The organism is Tahibacter sp. (genome assembly GCF_032229445.1).
Classification (GTDB): Bacteria; Pseudomonadota; Gammaproteobacteria; order Xanthomonadales; family Rhodanobacteraceae; genus Tahibacter.
On the sequence record NZ_JAVTWC010000070.1, the window covers coordinates 14,378 to 31,855 of the forward strand.

Below are 17,478 nucleotides of genomic sequence, written 5' to 3' on the forward strand. Positions count from 1 at the left end.
CGGGTTTCCTGGGTGGTACGACGGCCGGCGAGTGTGCCACACGCGCCGGTTACGGCCGTGCGTACGCGGTCAGTTCGCCGCCGGTTCCGCGGCCTCGTCGAGCATGTCGGGCAGAGGCGATTCCGCGCCGGCCGGATTGCCCGCGCCGGTGTCCAGCGCCGAAGCGAATTCGCCGAGATCAAATTCGTCGCGGACGCGCAGCCGCGCCAGCTCGGCGAAGCGCGGCTCGGGCACGCTGCCGTTGCCGGGCAGCAGCGCGGCTGGCTGCTGGCGCAGTGCGCCGACCAGGGCGAGGTAGGCGTCCGGTGGCACGCCGGCCGCTTCCAGCAGCACGGCCGGCAGCATCCACGACCGTGTGTGCTCCAGTCGCGAGACGGCGCCGCGGTTGTCGAGGATCAGGTAGGGCACTGGCTGCGTGCGCGGCGGCTGTCCGTCCACAAAGCCCAATTGTGCAAACGCGGAATGCAGTCCGGGCAGGTGATCGCCGTAGAACAGCAGTACGGTCGGGCGCGAGCGCGCCTGCAGGACGTCGGCGAGCCGGCCGAGTTCGTGATCGGCGTTGGCCAGGTGATAGAGGAAATGCCGCAGCGTGCGCGCGCCGTATTCGTCGAGCAGATCGGGCAGCGGGATGGCCGCGAGCAGGTTCTCGTCAAGGCCCGGGCGGACCTCGTAGGGACCATGCGCCTCCATGCTGATCGCCAACAGGAACTGCGGCGGGCCGTCATCGGCGAGCTCGGCGAGCACCTGGTCGGTCAGGGCGGCGTCGGCGACGAACAGGCCGGACTTGGGCGCGTGGCGGAACTCGGGCAAGGCGAGGAAGCGCTGCGCGCCGAGATGCCGCAGCGCCTCGCGCCGATTCCAGAATGCGGCGTCGTTGGGATGCACGACGCTGGTGCGGTAGCCCTGCTCGACCAGCGTGCGCATGAGCCCGGGCATCGGAGCGTCGACGAGTTCGAAATACGGGTATTCCACGCCGGGGAACGCAGCCAGCGGCACACCGCTGAGCACTTCGAATTCGGTGCGTATCGTGCCCCCGGCAAAGGTCGGCACGCGCAGCTCCCCCGCGTGCGTGGCGGCGGCGAGGCGGCGGAAATTCGGCAGGCTGGTGCTGGCATCCACACCGTTGAGCCGCGCCGGATCGAAGAACGACTCGCTCTGCACCACGACGATATCGGGCAGTTCGCCGCGGTCCTGCGGATCGGCACTGCGCGCGAAGGCCTGCGCATGTTCGGCGACGAATTCGAGCACGCGGTCGCGGTCCGGGGGCTGGCGGTCGGGCCGCACGAGTTCCCAATGGAACATCAGCAGATTGGTCGCCACGCCGAGCCGTGCCACGCTCTCGGCCGGCGTCCACGGTTCGAAGCCCGCGCTCCAGCCGTCGTAGCCCGCGCGCCAGGCGGCGCTGCCGTGCCACAGGCCGCTGCCGGCGAACAGCACCAGCGCCGCAAGCAGCAGGCGCACTGCCCCCGAGGGGCGCCAGCGACGCGGTTCCCGCCACGCGGCCAGTGCCGCAGCCAGCAGCAGCGCGGCGAGCAGCGCCACATGTTCCAGCGCGACGTAGTGCCAGAACAGGGTCGCGCCGCCGCCGAGACTCAGGAAGCGGAAATCCGCGGGCAGCAGCGGCAGGCCGAGCTGCTCGAGCTTGATGGTGCTCGCGATCACGAGTGCCGCATACGCCGCGCCAGCGAGCAGCAGCGAGGCCAGCGGGCGGCCGCTCACGGCCAGCAGGCCCAGCGCCAGCAATGCCGCGGGCAATGCATTGCCGACCAGCAGGCGCGGCAACCCTGGATTCCCGAGGCTTTGACTGCCGAACACCGGATCGAGCAGCCAGGCCGCCGGCATCAGCAATAGGAATACCAGCAGCGTCCAGCCGGCACCGGCGAACAGCGGCGTGGCCGCGACATTCAGGCGCGCGCGCCAGGCCGACGCAGCAATTTCGGACATGAGCCGTCCCGCAACATGGCAAAGCGCGGACTGTAACAAGGCGGTCATTAAAAACCCGTCCGGCATCCTGGGGCCGGCTTGCCAGCCACGCGCACCAGCGCCGACACTCGCAAGCCCTGCCCCACCGCCATCCCGCATGACCGCAACCGACGACTACCCGCGCGACCTCATCGGCTACGGCCGCCATCCGCCGCATGCCGACTGGCCACGGAATGCGCGCGTCGCCGTGCAGTTCGTCCTCAATTACGAGGAAGGCGGCGAGAACTGCGTGCTGCACGGCGATGCGGGCAGCGAGCAGTTCCTGTCCGAGATCATCGGCGCACAGGCCTATCCCGCGCGCCATCTGAGCATGGAGTCGATCTACGAATACGGCTCGCGCGTCGGCGCGTGGCGCATCCTGCGCGAGTTCGAGCGGCGCGGCCTGCCGCTGACCGTGTTCGGCGTCGCGATGGCGATGCAGCGCAACCCGGAGTTCGTGCGCGCCTGCCTGGAGCAGGGCCACGAGATCGCGAGCCATGGCTGGCGCTGGATCCACTACCAGGCCATGGACGAAGCACAGGAACGCGAGCATCTGCAGCGCGCCGTCGCGATCCAGCGCGAACTCACCGGCGCCGCGCCGCTGGGCTGGTATACCGGCCGCGACAGCCCGAACACGCGCCGCCTCGTCGTCGAGCATGGCGGCTTCGCCTACGACTCGGACTACTACGGCGACGAGCTGCCGTTCTGGACCGCGGTCACACTCGGCGACGGCTCGCGCCGGCCGCATCTCGTCGTGCCGTATACGCTCGACACCAACGACATGCGCTTCGCCACGCCGCAGGGTTTCAATACCGCCACGCAGTTCTTCGATTACCTGCGCGACAGCTTCGACGTGCTCTACGCCGAAGGCGACGAGACGCCGCGCATGCTGTCGATCGGCATGCACTGCCGCCTGCTCGGCCGGCCGGGCCGCTTCATCGCGCTGCAGCGCTTCCTCGACCATATCGCGCGCCACGATCGTGTCTGGGTCTGCCGCCGCATCGACATCGCGCGCCACTGGCAGCAGCGCCATCCGTACCGGGAACCCGCATGAGCATCGACGAACTCAACGCACTGGACCTCACCGCGTTCACCGCACGGCTTGGCGGCATCTTCGAGCACTCGCCCTGGGTAGCCGAGGACGTCTGGCCGCTGCGCCCGTTCGCCGGCATCGACGACCTGCATGCGGCGATGTGCAAGTCCGTCGTCGACGCCGGCGAGGACGCGCAACTGACCCTGCTGCGTGCGCACCCGCAGCTCGCCGGCAAGGCGGCGCTGCGTGGCGAGCTGACCGCCGATTCCACGCGCGAACAACAGGGCGCCGGGCTCGACCAGTGCAGCGCCGAGGAATTCGCACGGCTGCACGCGCTCAACGCCGAGTACGAACAGCGCTTCGGCTTTCCGTTCATCCTCGCCGTGCGCGGCCATACGCGGGCCAGCATCCTCGACAACCTGGCGACGCGAATCGACAACACGCGCGAGGAGGAATTCGCCGAGGCGCTGCACCAGGTCGAACGCATCGCGCGCTTCCGGCTCGAGGCGCTGCTCACGGCCTGACAGCAAATCCGGCCCGGCTCCGTCCTTGTGCTCGCAGCGACTGTCGCGCTGCGAGCACAAGGAACTCAGTATGAAAGCCGCCCGTCTGTTCACCGCCGCGCTGTTCGCGACGGCTGCCGTCCACGCCGCCGACAGCGATCCCGATCCCGGTTTCGCGTTCGGCGGCATCGCCACGCGCGCGGTGACCGCGCCGCAATACCAGCTGTTCGAGCCCGGCGCCGCGCAGGGCGACGACGGCAGCCTGGTCACGGCCGGCGTCGCCGGCGTCAGCGCCTACAGCACGGCGACACGATTCGCGGTCGCCAAATTCCTGCCCGACGGCGGCGTCGATACGAACTTCGGCTCCGTCGGCGTCAGCGAGATCGATTTCAGCAATGGCGCCGCCGACTATCCGGCCTACGCGCGTTCGGTCGCGCGGCTCGACGGCGGCCAGTGGCTCGTCGCCGGCCGTGTCGGGCCGAGCTTCGACGTCGGCCTTGCGCGCCTGCTACCGAACGGCCAGCTCGACGGCGCCTACGGCAACCAGGGCCGCGCGCAAGTCGATGCCGGCGGCCAGGACATCCTGCTCGACCTGCAGGTCGATGCGCAGCAGCGCGCGTGGCTGCTGGTCGACTCCAACAGCGACGTGCTCCTGCGCTTCACCGCGCAAGGGCAGCTCGACGCGAGTTTCGGTGTCGGCGGAAAGCTCGTGCTGCCCAACGACATCGCGCCGCTGGGCTTCACACGCGACGCGCAGGGCCGCATCCTGCTCGGCGGCATCCAGTTCGGCACGACGCACTACCGCATGGCCGTGCGCCGCCTGCGCGCCGACGGTTCGACCGACACGAGCTTCGGCAACCAGGGCACGAGCCTGCTCGAGCCCGACCTGCGCGCCAATGCGCAGCAGCTGCGCGTGTTGGCCGACGGCCGCATCCTCGTCGTCGGCAACAGCCACCACGCGACGAACTGGCAGGGATCCAGCTATGGCCGCCTCACAGTCGCGCGCCTGCTGCCCGACGGACAGCTCGATACCGGCTACGGCACGAACGGTTTCCGCGTGGTCGATTTCGGTGGCGACGAACGCGGCATCGCCTATCCCGACGCGCGCATCGCGCTCGGCCCCGACGGCAAGCTCACGCTGGCTCGCGCCGTGATCGAACCGGTCGCCGCGATACGCCTCGCGCGCCTGCTACCCAACGGCCAGCCTGACACGACCTTCGCTCCCGAGGGCAAGCGCACGGCGCTGCAGAACGGCTACACCGGCTTGACCCTGAGCAACGTCCTGCTCTCGTCGCAACGGCTGCTGATCGCCGGCACGTACAACCAGGGCAACCAGCGCGTGTTCTACGCCACTGCCTGGCGCGACGGCGACCGCATCTTCCGCGACGGCCTCGACTGATCCCGCAACGTTCTGGCCACGCATCGCCGCGCCGGCCCCTCGACCTTTGCTGCTGCGCAAGGCAGGATCGGCGCTTAAGTTCCCGACCCAGGTTTTGCCGCATGGCCGTCGCCGCCACCGATCCGAATGCGCCCGACTTCGTGCGCCGCTACGTGAACCTTGCCGATGCGCGACTCGGCGCCGTCGCGCTCGCCGCAAGCGACGATTTCTTCGCCGACAAGTCGCGCATGCTCAATCCCGATCCGGCGGTGTTCATCCCCGGCAAGTACGACGAGAACGGCAAGTGGATGGACGGCTGGGAATCGCGGCGCAAGCGCGTCAGCGGTCACGACTGGTGCATCGTGCGCCTGGCGCGTCCGGGCCGGGTACATGGCGTCGATCTCGATACCAGCCATTTCACCGGCAATTACCCGCCAGCCGCATCGATCGAAGCCTGCTATCTGATCGGCAGCGATCCGGACGCGCACACCGAATGGACGCCGCTGCTGCCCAGCGTGAACCTCGCTGGCAACAGCCACCACTATTTCGCGATCAGCGACGAAACGCCGTGCACGCACCTGCGCGTGAATCTGTATCCGGACGGCGGCCTGGCGCGCCTGCGCGTCCACGCCGCGCCGCAGTTCGGCAGCGAACCGGAGGCCGACGGCCTGATCGACCTGGCCAGCGCGCTCAACGGCGGTCATGTCGTCGCGACCAACAACGAGCATTTCGGCCTCGCCAGCCGCCTGCTGCTGCCGGGCCGCGGCGTGAACATGGGCGATGGCTGGGAAACGCGACGCCGCCGCGAACCGGGCAATGACTGGTGCGTCATCGCGCTTGCGCTGCCCGGGGTCATCGAGGCCATTGAAGTCGATACCGCGCATTTCAAAGGCAACTTTCCCGACCGCTGCTCGCTGCAGGGCGCTCACGTCGGCGCCGGCACACCGCAGTCGCTGGTGACCCAGGCCATGTTCTGGCCGACGCTGCTGCCCGAGCAGACGCTGCAGATGGACCATCAGCATTTCTTCTTCGCGGGCGACATCCTGCCGCACCGACCCGTCACGCATGTCCGCTTCAACATCCACCCCGACGGCGGCGTGTCGCGACTCCGGCTGCGCGGGAAACCGGCGTGAGCGAACCGCTGCCGTTGCGCGTCGAGGCCTTGACGCGCGAAGCCTTTGCCGCGTTCGGCGACGTCATCGAGCCCGCATCGGCCGCGCAGACCTACGCGATCAATGCCGGCACCACGACGCGCTTCCATGATCTGGCGCGCATCGACACCGACCGCGACGGCGGCCGCCCGGTACTGAGCCTGTTCCGCGCCCAGCCCCGCGAACTGCCGTTCGCGATCACGCAGCTGGAGCGCCATCCGCTCGGCAGCCAGGCTTTCGTGCCGCTGTCGCAGCGGCCGTATCTCGTCGTCGTCGCCGAGGATCCTGCGGGCACGCCGCGCGCCTTCCTCGCGAGCAACGGCCAGGGTGTCAACTATCGGGCCGGCACCTGGCATCATCCGCTGCTCGCGCTGGACGACGTCAGCGATTTCCTCGTCATCGACCGTGCCGGGCCTGGCAGCAATTGTGACGAAGTGGACCTTTCTACAACGTTCACTGTTTGCCTCTGACCGACGGAATGCCGGCACGCAAGCCGTCCCAGCGAACACATCCGTGGCGCGACGCATCGACAGTGGGATGCCATCGCTCGCCAGCCGCGTGCACGTGGATTTCATGCCGCTGAACGCCGCGCATACGGCAGAGTCGCCCATGCCCCCCCTTACTCCGGCTGTTCACATAGCGGGTGTCAACCTGCGCGCCGTGCCCACGTTGTTCCCACAAGAGCACACCGCAGGAGTCTGCTGATGAAACTGACCCGTTTGCTGTTGACCACCCTCTTCGCCCTCGCCGCCGCCACGGCGGCGGATGCGCGCGATCATCGTCGCGATCGTGACGACAATCCGCCCGGCCCGCGCGGCGGTCCCGGAACCAACTGGGAGAATCCGCCGGGCTGGCGCGGCGGCCCCGGCGCATCGCCGGACTTCCGTCACTACCGCCAGGGCAACCAGCGCTATCGCTTCGAGCGCAAGAATGGCGGCTACTACTACAACCGGAATTTCGGCTACTGGCATCCGCAGTACGGCTTCTGGAATCAGACCGACCGCTGCTGGCGCGATCGCGACGACAATCCGCCGGGTCGGCGTGGCGGCCCGGGTACGAACTGGGAAAACCCGCCAGGCCCGCGTGGTGGCCCCGGTGCGAGCCCGGATCGCTTCGGCCGGTGTCGTTGAGGCATACGCAACATTGAAGCACACCGCGTGATTCGCCGGCACGGCCAGCGATCACGCCGATGACGAAGACCGCGCCGACCCTGTCGGCGCGGTCTTCCCGTTTGTACCGGTCCCGGGCCTGCGCGAATCACGATAGGATTCCCGGCCAGTGTGCGGCCACACGCACATCCGTCATGACGACATCGGCGCCGTTGCCGGCGTGGTCATCGGCCACTCGTGAACCGGACGTGGGAGCGTCATCGCGAATGATCGAAGGATCCTGTCTCTGCGGGCATGTGCGCTGGCAATTTGCCGGCCTGCCCGATGGCGCCACCGCTTGCAACTGCACGGCCTGCCGACGCTACGGTGTGCTGTGGGCCTACGACTACGAGGACGAAGGCATCACGGTCGCGGGCAGCACGCAGGCGTACATCCGCGGCAAGGCGCTCGAGTTTCACTTCTGCCCGCGCTGCGGCTGCGTGGCCTTCTGGCGCGGTACGCAACGCGACGAGGAAGGGCGCCGGCGCATCGCCGTGAATCTCCGGCTGGCGGAGCCCGACGCGGTCGCCCGGATACCGATCGATCACTTCGACGGTCTCGACACCTTCGAGGATCTGCCGCGCGACGGTCGCTGCGTGTCCGACTACTGGTTCTGATCGCGGCGCGATGACGCGCCTGCGATTCTCCGGCAGCATGACGCACGTGGCGGCCTGCGATGTCCTGCGCCGCTCAGCCGCCGCGATTCACGAAGAAACCCGCCTCGATCCAGGCCTGCCGGACCTCGGCCGCCCAGGATTCACGGACCGCGGCCGACGTCCGCCCGGTCCAGCCCGCGATGTCGTCGAGCGCCGCAGCGATCGAACCGCTCTGCCGTAGCTGCGCGAGAAACCGATAGTGCAGGCCGCTGACCGGATACGTCGTCGTGTGATAGTCGCGGCGCAGTACGACGACGCACGAATCCGCGCACGGCGGAAACGCCGGAGCCCGGCCGGCGCGCACCTCGTGGTAGTACCACGCCACCGGATAGCGGTACTGCGCAAGCGCGAGGCAGGGCTGCAGCACCAGATCGCGGTCGTCGGCGCAGGCATCGGGCCAGGATTGCCCTTCGTGGCCCGCGGCGTCAAACAGGTGGAACAATTCCCTTTCGTACGTTGCGAGATCCACGAGGAAGTCGATCCAGTCCTCGCGCTGGTCCTCGGGCGCGTCGCGGTCGGGACGATTCGCCTCGAGCCAGCCCGGATAGCGGCGCCCGAGTTCGTAGAGTGTCGTGCTGTCCGACGGGCAGTCGCGCAGGTAAGAGTCCGCGAAGTCGTCGAACAGGGGCGCGCCGAGCGCATGGCGCGTCGCGGGGAATTGCTCGGCGAGGCAGCGGCGCAGGCGCAGCACATAACTGCGGCGGTAGATGCCGAGACAGGCCGCGGCGTCGATGCGCGCGCCGGGCTGGACGTGCTGCTCGACCGCAGCGCGATCGGCCGATTCCGGCGCGATCAGCGCATCGAGCATCCAGCGCTGCAGCGCCTGCAGGCGGGGCGCGACGACACTCATGCGGTTTGCAGCCGGCTGCGACCCATGACGTCGGGGACGAGGAAATCGACCGGCGTCGACAGCGCCTGATCCGCCGCGGAATCACGCGCCCAGGGTCCCGACGCGACCGCGTCCACCGGCGCGGACTGGCCCGCCACGGCAGCCATGAACTCCTTCGCACGCAGCACTTCCGCATGGACACGTGCGAACGCGGGCACGTCGCCGTCCCATTCGAGCAGCGTCGCCGCGCCTGCGCTGCGCTGCCACGCGTGGGCGAACAGGGCCCACACCGCATCGCTGACCGGCCGGTCGTGCGTGTCGACGATGTGCGTGCCGCAGTGCTGGTGGCCGGCGAGATGCAACTGCACCACGCGCTCGAATGGAAACGCATCGAGATACGCCTGCGGATCTGTGCCGGCGTTGTAGCAGCTGACGTAGACGTTGTTGACATCGAGCAGCAGCCGGCATCCGGTCGCGTCGCACAGCGCGCGCAGGAAATCGGGCTCGCTCACGTCGGAATCGCGGAAGCGCAGATAGGTGCTCGGGTTCTCCAGCACCAGCGAACGGCCGAGCAGTTCCTGCACCGCGTGCACGCGCGACGTGACGTGGGCGAGCACTTCCGCATTCAGCGGCAGCGGCAGCAGGTCGTGGCTGTTGATGCCGAGCACCCCGGTCCAGCACAGATGGTCGCTGACCCAGCGCGCGTCGACCTCCTCGGCGAGCCGGCGCAGGCGCCGCACGTAGCCGCGATCGATCGGGTCGGTGCTCCCGATCGACAGCGACACGCCGTGCAGCACGACCGGATAGTGCCGCGCGATCTCGCGCAGCACGGCGCCCGGGCGCCCGCCCGAGTCCATGAAATTCTCCGAGATGGCCTCGAACCAGTCGACCGCGGGGCGCTCGGCCAGGATGTGGTCGAAGTGCGTGTTGCGCAGTCCTACACCCAGGCCGAGGTCGTTTTCCCGGGCACGCCCGCCCCGGCGCTGCGGCGTGGTTTCCGCAGCGCCGTCCGTCGTCGTGGCCTCAGGCACAACTGCCCGCGCCGCTCATGCCGCTGGAACCGCAGGCGGTCATGCCTTCACCGCTGTAGTCCTGGATCCATTCGATGGTCGGCCCGTACTGGAACAGCTTGGGATACGGCACTTTCGGCGGTTTCGCCGGCAGCTTGGGATTTTTCTTGCGCAGCGTCGGCCAGGTCTTTTCCGCAAACACTTCCCGCGCGCGCACCCACACGCCCTTGCCGCGGTTCGGCCCGTCGGTGCTGAAACGCTCGGCATTGATCGGCGTGGCGCAGGAGCCCAGCGTCGCGCACTGGTTGTGCGCTGGCGCGTTCTGTTCCTCGCCGGTGCCGTAGAGGCCGCAGCCGCCCTGCCCCGCGCAGTCGTTCTTCACATGGCAGGTATGGTCCGACACATTCGGCGAACCCGGGTTGGCGTAGTTGTATTCGAGCGCCGTCGAACAGTAGCCCTGGCCGGCGCAGTCGTTATCGCGCGTGCGGCCCTGGCCGGCGCAGTGGTTCAGGCCCATGCAGGCGTGACGCGCCTCGTCGTCGCCGACCGTAGCCGGCGGACTCGCCGGGAATTTTGGCACACCTTTGTACTTTGATACGTCGCAGCCCGGCTGCGCCGGCGCGGCCCAGAACGCGCTGACGTCGGGCAGGCTCGGCACCATGTCGACGTAGCCCTTGAGATCTGCGCTGTACCACGACTCGCTGCCGTAACGGGCGTCGAGGTCGGCGCACATCGTCACGAGCGTGGCGAAGGCCTGATCGCGCGGCCCCAGGTCGAGGTTCTCGAAGGTCGGCGCAAGGCGCGGATTGCCGGTGACGTCGCTGGTCTGCTGCAGGAACACGCCGCGCATCGTGCGGATGATCTTGTCGAGGATCCAGATCATCGAGCGGTGCAGCGCCTGGTTGAAGTACCGTTTCTGCTGCGCCGGCTCCTGCAGGAAGATGGTCTCGGTGAGGATCAGCATGTACTGGTAGAGGCCGCTCACGAGATTGGCGAGATCGCGCCGCCCGGCCGGATAGCTCGACGCCACCGGGTTGTCGGGGAAATCGAATACGACGCAGGCAAGTTCTTCCGGCGTGAACTGCCGTGCCGCCGGCGCGGGCGGTTTCGGCCGCTTGGGCAGGTTCTCGTGCTTACTGTCGTAGCCAGCGAGCTGCGACTGCAGCGAGAGGAACTTCCAGTAGTGCGACACCTCCTGCTGGGACGGGTCGTCGAACTTGCTCGGGCCGAAGCCTTCGCCCTGCGCGTCGATGGTCTGGATCGCCTGCAGTGCGTTCTTGCGCGAATCGATCGTGATCAGTTCGGCTCGGCCTGCATGGCTGTCGCCGCGACTCGGATAGACCGCCACGGTCGCGGCCGACCCGGCCGCGCTCGCGGGCACCGGACAGGTCTTGTCGAAGCTGCCGCCCGGGAACACCGTGTCGATGTTGTTCGGCGAATAGTTCGTCGACTGGATCTGGCGCAGCTTCTCGCCCTGGCGGAAGTCCGCGTCGGTGATGTGCTTTGAGCTGATGATGCAGCGCACGTAGGAATAGATCTGCCCGATGGTTTCCCAGCTACCGCCTTCAGGCGGTGCGTCGGCCTCGGCCGGATATTCGATCTCGAGGAAATGCCACAGCTGCGCCAGGGAGAACTTCGCCAGCGGCAGCGCGAGGGGTTTGGCGTCGGGTCCGAGCTTCTGGTGTCCGGGCAGGTTGGTCGGATACGGCGCCGGCGAGCGCAGGTACAGCTGCGGCAGCACGCCCAGCGAAAAAAGAACATTGGAAGAAAGCGACATATGCAGCATTTCTTCCACCGCCACGCTCATGATGATGGCACCGGCCTGATCGGCGAAGCGCGACAGGTCCGAGTCGGGAAACGGCGCCGGCGTGCGGTCGATCGAGTAATACGTGTACAGATAGATCGGAATCGTCGCGAGCTCGACCTCGATCGCGATCTGCAGGTGCGCCTTGAGTTCGGTCAACGCGCGGTCGCGCGTCCAGGTGCGGTCGATCTGGTCGACCAGTTTGCGCTCGGCGGGCGAAAGCGGACGCACGGGGTCGCTGGGCTTGCGGCTGTCGGTCATGGCGATCCTTTGGCTGCGGTAGCTGGCTGGTGGATGCGGGCCCGAACGCGACGCGGTCACTCGCGTGCGGCGGTCGGACTGGAATGCTCGGAAGGAAACTCTGCACTCGACCGATACCCCGCCATTCCCCTGACAGGTGCGGCCAGCAGGCGCGCGACGGCGCGAATGCCGAGGCAAAGTATCAATTTTGTCGCGAACCTTACAAGCACGGCGCAAGGCCGTGCGGCGCGTGATAGGTCCGCGTTCCCGACTGCGCTTGCGTGTCGGATACGGGCCATCGGCCGAGCCCTCTCCGCGCTGCCGCGCAAGCCTCGCCGCCGCGACGGGACCGGCCGTCTTCGACCGCGGTTTCGACCATCCTGCAGCCATCGCCCGATGGCGATGTGCGGGTTCGACGCTGTCGATCGCAACCTCGCCTGCCTGCAACGCGCCGTCCGGAAGCACACCGCGGCGCGTTCCCGATCGCCACGCCGGGCCCGATCCTGGGACAATGCCGCCGCGCTGCCCACGCCGGGCATTCCCGGAGACTCCCTCATCGCTTCGCACTATTCCGGTCCGCTGCTGACCCTCGCGCTGGCCGACGCGCTGCTCGCCGCGCGCGACGCCGGCATGCCGACCTGGACCGGCTCGCTGGACCTTGAGCGCACGCGCCATGATGCGACGCTGGAAGCCGACGCCTGGCGCTGGCACGGCCAGCGCTATCCCTACCCGCACCGCCTGAAGGACCGCACGATCCATTACTGGGACGGCGATGCGTTCGCGCCGGTGTCGCGCTTCTCGGGTTCGCTGATCAAGCTCGTACCCACCGAGTGGGGCGCACCCACCTTTGAGATCGACGGCATCAAGATGCTGCCGACGGCGAAGACCTCACCGTTCGACGATGCGCGCCGCAAGGTGGCGTTGATCGAGCCGTCGGGCAAGGTCGTGCTCGACACCTGCGGCGGACTGGGCTACTTCGCGGCCTGCTGTCTCGATGCGGGCGCGGCGCGCATCCGGTCATTCGAAAAAAACACCGACGTACTGTGGCTGCGCACACTCAACCCGTGGTCGCCGGATCCGGCAGCGGCAGCAGCCGGCGGGCGCCTGGAACTCGTGCAGGCCGACGTGTCGCAGGCGATCACGCAGATCGCCGATGCGTCGGTCGATGCGTTGCTGCACGATCCGCCGCGCTTCGGCATTGCCGGCGAGCTGTACTCGCAAGCCTTCTACGGCCAGCTGGCGCGAGTGCTGCGCCGCGGCGGCCGCCTGTTCCACTACACCGGCAGCCCGAATAAGCTCACCAGCGGCCGCGATGTGCCGCGGGAAGTGGAAAAACGGCTGCAGAAAGCCGGCTTCGCCGCGCAGCTCGCCCTCGACGGCGTACTGGCGACGCGGCGCTGATCCGCCTCGCGCATCGTCCACGCCGGCCGGTGCATACTGCGGCCACCGCGCGGCACGCCACAGCCGTCACCGACACCACCACGAGGAGCACCGCATGAGCAAGGGCCTGAACCAGAAGAAAGACACGAAGAAGAAACCCGACAAGACGATGAAGGAAAAAAAGGCCGCGAAGAAAGACAAGAAGGCTTCGAAGGCGTTTGCGCCGCAGTAGTCGTAGCGCACAGCCTCGCGGACGAACAGCAGGACAGCCCCGCGCGTCCGGCTGCCTGCCGCGGGGCTTCCCGCTGCGTAGCGCACGATGTCGCCGGCTAGAGCGGAACGGGTCGTAAACACGCGGCGCCACCGCACGGTCATCGAGGACCCCGCCTTGCAGGCCCTGTACGAAACCGCTACGCGGATCGATCTGTTCAAGCTCCACGATGCCGAGATCGTCGGCATCGACGTCGGCGTCACGACCACGCGCCTGGACCTGCGTTTCGCGTATATCGGCAAGGGCCACGAGGCCAATCCGCACGGCACAGACCAGCTCATCAAGCCGTGTTCGCTGGTGTTCCACAACGTCCGTGACCAGCGTGTCCGGCTCTGGAGCGAAAGCACGCGACAGTTCCTGCCGCACGACGAACCGTCGCGGCCGATCGACGACTGCATCATTCAGTTCACCCTGACGGCGACGGACGGCGACATGGCGATCCTGCTGTCGGGATTTCACCGCCTGGGCTGGACCGAGTGGCAGTTTCGCTGCGAATCCGTGACCGTGGCCTGGTCGGCGTTCTGCGGCGTGGCGTGGTACGACTGCCCGCGTTAGCTGGCCCCGCGGCCTATTCCCTTTCCGGCCAGGCGTTCCGCACGTTCACGACGACCCACCGCGGCACCAATCGGTCGCGGCCGCGCTGAGTTCACGCGCCGATCCGAGCTCTAGCTTGGCCTTGATGCTCTCGCGGTGTGTTTCAACCGTCTTCACGCTGATGCCCAGCTCCCCGGCGATATCGACCGAGCGGAAGCCCTTGCCGATCGCCACGAAGACCTGCAGTTCGCGACGCGACAGCTCCAGCTTCGGCGGCTTGAGGGTCGGGCGCGCGGCGCAGCGCCTGCACACGGCCGGTTCGGCGTGAGTGGCCGGCTGCGCACAGTCCGCGATGAGGTCGACCAATGGCAGGTAGGTCCGGCCCGGCGTCAGGTAGCTGACATAGCCGCAGGCCGCCGCGGCGGTGCGCTCGGCGTTGGCACCCAGATGGCGCTGTGCACCGAACACCACGATGCGCGCCCGCATTCCGGCTTCCTCGAGGAACGCCTGCAGCGGCGCCAGCCACTCGGGGCCTGACACGATCATCTCGGGAACATGCTTGCGCAGCGCGGCGAAGCCCTGCTCCAGCGAATGCGCGATCGCAACGACATGCAACTGGGACCGCGAAGCGAGCGCCGCAGTCAGGCCGACCGTGGCGATCTCGCTCGCCAGCAGAATGAGGATCGTTGTCTCGCGTCGGCGCTCAGCGGCCATGCCAGGACCAGCCTGTGACACGCGGAAGCGATGCAGCCCGCCGCGCATTGCCTTCACGCATCGAAAAAGACTGTGACACACACAGGTGTTTTGGCATAAATCTTCGCGATCGCGTCACATTTCATCATGTTGGTCAGGGTAACCCCTATGTTCGCTGCACAGACGCTTCGCTATCGTCCACCCACACGGTGAAGCGAAACCGCCGTGGCAAGGGCATCCGGCTCAACCTGCTGCCCTGCTGCAGTACCTTCGCCCGGCCGACGCCCTGACGTCGCCGCGTCCGCTAGAGCACTACGAATGACCTCGCGCTCACGCTGCGCCGAACGCGTGAGTTTGCCGCATCACGCGGTCGCACCGGCACGCTCCACGGGTTTTTTCGTGTCCTGCTTCGTCCAGATCGACGGCGGGCGGGACGCAACGCACTGTCACTACTCCACAAAGGCAACGTACATCATGGCAAAAATCAGTCTGGAACCGCTGCGCAGCATCGATGGCTATGTGGCTTCGGCGCTGGTCGATACCGAAAGCGGCATGCTGCTGGCCGGCGACGGCACGGGCATCGACCTCGATCTGGCCGCCGCGGGCAATTCGGAAGTCATCCGCGCCAAGCGCAAGGTCGCGGCCAGCCTCAAGCTCAACGACACGGTCGAAGACGTCCTGATCAGCCTGACCCGGCAGTACCACCTGCTGCGTCCGCTGGAGTCGAACCAGAAGCTGTTCCTCTACGTGGTACTGGATCGCACCAAGTCGAACCTCGCCCTGGCCCGCCACGAGCTGCGCTCGTTCGAAAAGACGGTCGACTTCTCCTGACGACCCGTCCGGCCCCTGGCCGCCATGCGGGCCCGCGACGCGTCCCCGGCACGAGCCGGGCTCGCGCCGCGGGCCCGCTGGCGTGCATCATGCAAAAGATGCCGGCGCCTGCAGCCTATGCGCTGCGGCCACCTGACGACTGAACGACGATGGCCCACGAACTGACACGCGCGTTCGACGCGGCGGGATTCGCCTTGTGCACGACGCTCGTCGACATGCTGGACGAGCATTTCGCCCACCAGTCCGAGCGCCGCGGCTGTGGCTATGCCCAGTCGACGCGCTATCTGTCGCGCCTGATCAACCGTCCGCGCGATCCGTTGAACGCGAGCGACCTGCAGGTCTTCGCCGACTGGCCCACGGCCGAAACCGAAGCGCTGGCCGGCGCCCTGCTGAACGCGGGGCTGACGACGGGCTGGCGCGGCCTGCTGGATCCCGCGACGCGCGACAGTGCGCCGGACACCGGAGCGCACGCCGCACGCCTGCATGCGCTGGGCGACACGCTCGCGGCGCTCGGCGATAGCCTCGAGTACGAGGAAAGCCGCGTATTCCTTCATCTGCTCACGCAGATGCTGACGGGCATCGGCGATCCTGCGCCCGACCTGCCCGGCATGCCGGTCAAGCCGGAAGTCGGCAGCTGCTCGGAAGCCGAAAGTTACTTTCTGGAAATTGCGCACGGGCGTATCCGGCGCCACGGATCGGTGAACGTGATCGTCGATGCGCTGGGCCGTCCGCTGCTGCTGGAGAAAGTCGGGCTCGGCGAAAACCAGTCGGCGATTTCGGTCGGCCCGTTCCGTCTGTTCGGCGTGTGCATTCCACCGGGCAGCCTGTGTGCGATCCGGCGCAACCCCGATGCGGTGCCGCTGCGGCAGTCGCGCCGCGGAAACGTGCTGGCAGCGAGCGCGCTGGAAGAAACCCGCTTCCTGCGGCTGACGACACTGGCCATCTCGCCGGCATCGCGCGCACGCGCCTTCAGCTGCCAGTTGCAAGCGCAGGTCCGCGCCGCGATGTTCTCGCCGCTGAACGCAACCATCGGCCAGCTGCAGGATCTCGCCGACCGCTTTGCGCAAGGGGCCATGCCGTGACCCGCCTTCGGGCCTACTATTCGGCGGACTATGCGCCGCCAGTTTCGCCGCTGTTCTCGCGGCTCGCGGTGCTGGCCGATGCCTTGCGCGACTGCAAAGGGATCGAGCTGTGCGCGCCGCGGCAGGTCGATCCGCGCCTGCTGTACGGCCTGCACGACGAGACGTATATCGATCATTTCCTGCGCGGTGAAGAGCCGCTCGCATCGAGCCAGTACATCGCCTGGAGCCCGCTCGTACGCGATGCGGTGCTGGCGATGCTCGGCGGCCAGCTCGAAGCCGCGCAGCACGCACTGACACATGGCGTGGCGATGAACCTCGCGCGGGGTTTCCATCACGCGCTCTGGGACCGCGGCAGCGGCTTCTGCGCGATCAACGGACTGGCGCTCGTGGCACATCGGTTGCCGGACAAGCGCATCTTCGTGGTCGACTGCGACGAGCACGGCGGCAACGGCACCGAGGAATTCACCCACCGGCTGCCGAATCTGTACACCGCCTCGATCTTCGGCACACGCTTCGGCTGCGTGGGCTCTGCGCGCTCGTGGATCTATCCGATCAACGTGACCCGCGACGGATTCGGTCCGTACGCGCAGGCGCTGGAGGACGTCGCCGCCCAGATCACGCGTTGCGCACCGGACCTGATCCTCTACCAGGCCGGCGTCGACTGCCACGAGAACGATCCCAAGGGCCGCGCGGGACTCAGCACGCAGCAGTTGTTCGAGCGCGACCGGTTCGTGTTCCGCATGGCCAGGCGGCTGGGCATTCCGATCCTGTTCGTCGTCGCCGGCGGCTACCAGGATGCGTCGATCCTCGCGCAGCTCAACGGCAATACCGCGCGCGCCGCGCTCGAGGTCTTTGGCTGAAAGCTGCTGCGTCGGCCGACGCAGCATGAGCCTGCTGTTCATCGAGGCTCACGCAACGGATGCCGGCAGTTTCGCCACGCTGCGCGCGCGAGTAGTAAGTTACCCGGCCTGTC

General features: G+C 67.9%; 17 protein-coding genes. 12 read left to right on the forward strand and 5 right to left on the reverse strand.

Annotation, left to right across the window (positions count from 1 at the left end):
* Nucleotides 1-69 precede the first annotated feature (69 nt).
* A complete protein-coding gene (locus RUU78_RS13055; protein ID WP_313917265.1) occupies nucleotides 70-1,944 on the reverse strand; it encodes an LTA synthase family protein in 1,875 nt (624 codons plus the stop codon).
* 136 nt (nucleotides 1,945-2,080) lie between these two features.
* On the opposite strand from RUU78_RS13055, the gene puuE reads away from it, so the two are divergent.
* The 7 genes from puuE to RUU78_RS13090 all read left to right on the forward strand — a co-directional run bounded on the left by puuE (nucleotide 2,081) and on the right by RUU78_RS13090 (nucleotide 7,792).
* Nucleotides 2,081-3,016, forward strand: a complete 936-nt coding sequence (puuE, locus tag RUU78_RS13060; RefSeq protein ID WP_313917267.1) for an allantoinase PuuE — start codon at nucleotides 2,081-2,083, stop codon at nucleotides 3,014-3,016.
* On the forward strand, nucleotides 3,013-3,519 hold the full coding sequence (uraD, locus tag RUU78_RS13065; RefSeq protein WP_313917269.1) for a 2-oxo-4-hydroxy-4-carboxy-5-ureidoimidazoline decarboxylase: 507 nt from the start codon (nucleotides 3,013-3,015) through the stop codon (nucleotides 3,517-3,519). Before puuE ends, uraD begins: the two co-directional genes overlap by 4 nt.
* 70 nt (nucleotides 3,520-3,589) lie before the next feature.
* Nucleotides 3,590-4,897, forward strand: a complete 1,308-nt coding sequence (locus tag RUU78_RS13070; RefSeq protein ID WP_313917270.1) for a hypothetical protein — start codon at nucleotides 3,590-3,592, stop codon at nucleotides 4,895-4,897.
* Nucleotides 4,898-4,998: 101 nt separating this feature from the next.
* A complete protein-coding gene (alc, locus tag RUU78_RS13075) occupies nucleotides 4,999-6,009 on the forward strand; it encodes an allantoicase (protein ID WP_313917272.1) in 1,011 nt (336 codons plus the stop codon).
* On the forward strand, nucleotides 6,006-6,497 hold the full coding sequence (locus RUU78_RS13080) for an ureidoglycolate lyase (protein ID WP_313917274.1): 492 nt from the start codon (nucleotides 6,006-6,008) through the stop codon (nucleotides 6,495-6,497). The genes alc and RUU78_RS13080 overlap by 4 nt, the downstream gene beginning before the upstream one ends.
* Before the next feature lie 234 nt (nucleotides 6,498-6,731).
* A complete protein-coding gene (locus RUU78_RS13085; protein ID WP_313917275.1) occupies nucleotides 6,732-7,157 on the forward strand; it encodes a hypothetical protein in 426 nt (141 codons plus the stop codon).
* A gap of 245 nt (nucleotides 7,158-7,402) precedes the next feature.
* Nucleotides 7,403-7,792: a GFA family protein gene (locus RUU78_RS13090; protein WP_313917278.1), complete on the forward strand. Its 390-nt coding sequence runs from the start codon at nucleotides 7,403-7,405 to the stop codon at nucleotides 7,790-7,792.
* Between the two features lie 73 nt (nucleotides 7,793-7,865).
* Here RUU78_RS13090 and RUU78_RS13095 read toward each other — a convergent pair whose 3' ends face one another.
* Genes RUU78_RS13095 through RUU78_RS13105 form a run of 3 tightly spaced genes read right to left on the reverse strand, consistent with a single transcriptional unit; the run spans nucleotide 7,866 to nucleotide 11,735 of the window.
* Complete coding sequence (locus tag RUU78_RS13095) at nucleotides 7,866-8,681, reverse strand: DNA-binding domain-containing protein (protein WP_313917279.1); 816 nt, start codon at nucleotides 8,679-8,681, stop codon at nucleotides 7,866-7,868.
* Nucleotides 8,678-9,691: a DUF692 domain-containing protein gene (locus RUU78_RS13100; protein ID WP_313917281.1), complete on the reverse strand. Its 1,014-nt coding sequence runs from the start codon at nucleotides 9,689-9,691 to the stop codon at nucleotides 8,678-8,680. The genes RUU78_RS13095 and RUU78_RS13100 overlap by 4 nt, the downstream gene beginning before the upstream one ends.
* The gene (locus tag RUU78_RS13105) at nucleotides 9,684-11,735 is read right to left on the reverse strand and encodes a ferritin-like protein (RefSeq protein ID WP_313917283.1); all 2,052 of its coding nucleotides are present in this window, start codon (nucleotides 11,733-11,735) and stop codon (nucleotides 9,684-9,686) included. The genes RUU78_RS13100 and RUU78_RS13105 overlap by 8 nt, the downstream gene beginning before the upstream one ends.
* 375 nt (nucleotides 11,736-12,110) lie before the next feature.
* Here RUU78_RS13105 and RUU78_RS13110 point away from each other — a divergent pair, with 375 nt between their 5' ends.
* Both RUU78_RS13110 and RUU78_RS13115 read left to right on the forward strand, forming a co-directional pair.
* Nucleotides 12,111-13,115 (forward strand): SAM-dependent methyltransferase, encoded by a 1,005-nt coding sequence (locus RUU78_RS13110; RefSeq protein ID WP_313917285.1) that lies wholly within the window; start codon nucleotides 12,111-12,113, stop codon nucleotides 13,113-13,115.
* Between the two features lie 367 nt (nucleotides 13,116-13,482).
* Nucleotides 13,483-13,920, forward strand: a complete 438-nt coding sequence (locus tag RUU78_RS13115; protein ID WP_313917287.1) for a hypothetical protein — start codon at nucleotides 13,483-13,485, stop codon at nucleotides 13,918-13,920.
* Nucleotides 13,921-13,965: 45 nt separating this feature from the next.
* On the opposite strand, the gene RUU78_RS13120 is transcribed toward RUU78_RS13115, so the two are convergent.
* Nucleotides 13,966-14,613 (reverse strand): LuxR C-terminal-related transcriptional regulator, encoded by a 648-nt coding sequence (locus tag RUU78_RS13120; RefSeq protein WP_313917289.1) that lies wholly within the window; start codon nucleotides 14,611-14,613, stop codon nucleotides 13,966-13,968.
* A 453-nt stretch (nucleotides 14,614-15,066) separates the two neighbouring features.
* On the opposite strand from RUU78_RS13120, the gene RUU78_RS13125 reads away from it, so the two are divergent.
* From RUU78_RS13125 to RUU78_RS13135, 3 genes are all read left to right on the forward strand, one after another.
* A complete protein-coding gene (locus RUU78_RS13125; protein ID WP_313917291.1) occupies nucleotides 15,067-15,423 on the forward strand; it encodes a roadblock/LC7 domain-containing protein in 357 nt (118 codons plus the stop codon).
* A gap of 149 nt (nucleotides 15,424-15,572) precedes the next feature.
* Complete coding sequence (locus RUU78_RS13130) at nucleotides 15,573-16,505, forward strand: hypothetical protein (RefSeq protein ID WP_313917293.1); 933 nt, start codon at nucleotides 15,573-15,575, stop codon at nucleotides 16,503-16,505.
* Complete coding sequence (locus RUU78_RS13135) at nucleotides 16,502-17,365, forward strand: hypothetical protein (protein WP_313917295.1); 864 nt, start codon at nucleotides 16,502-16,504, stop codon at nucleotides 17,363-17,365. Before RUU78_RS13130 ends, RUU78_RS13135 begins: the two co-directional genes overlap by 4 nt.
* Nucleotides 17,366-17,478: the final 113 nt, after the last annotated feature.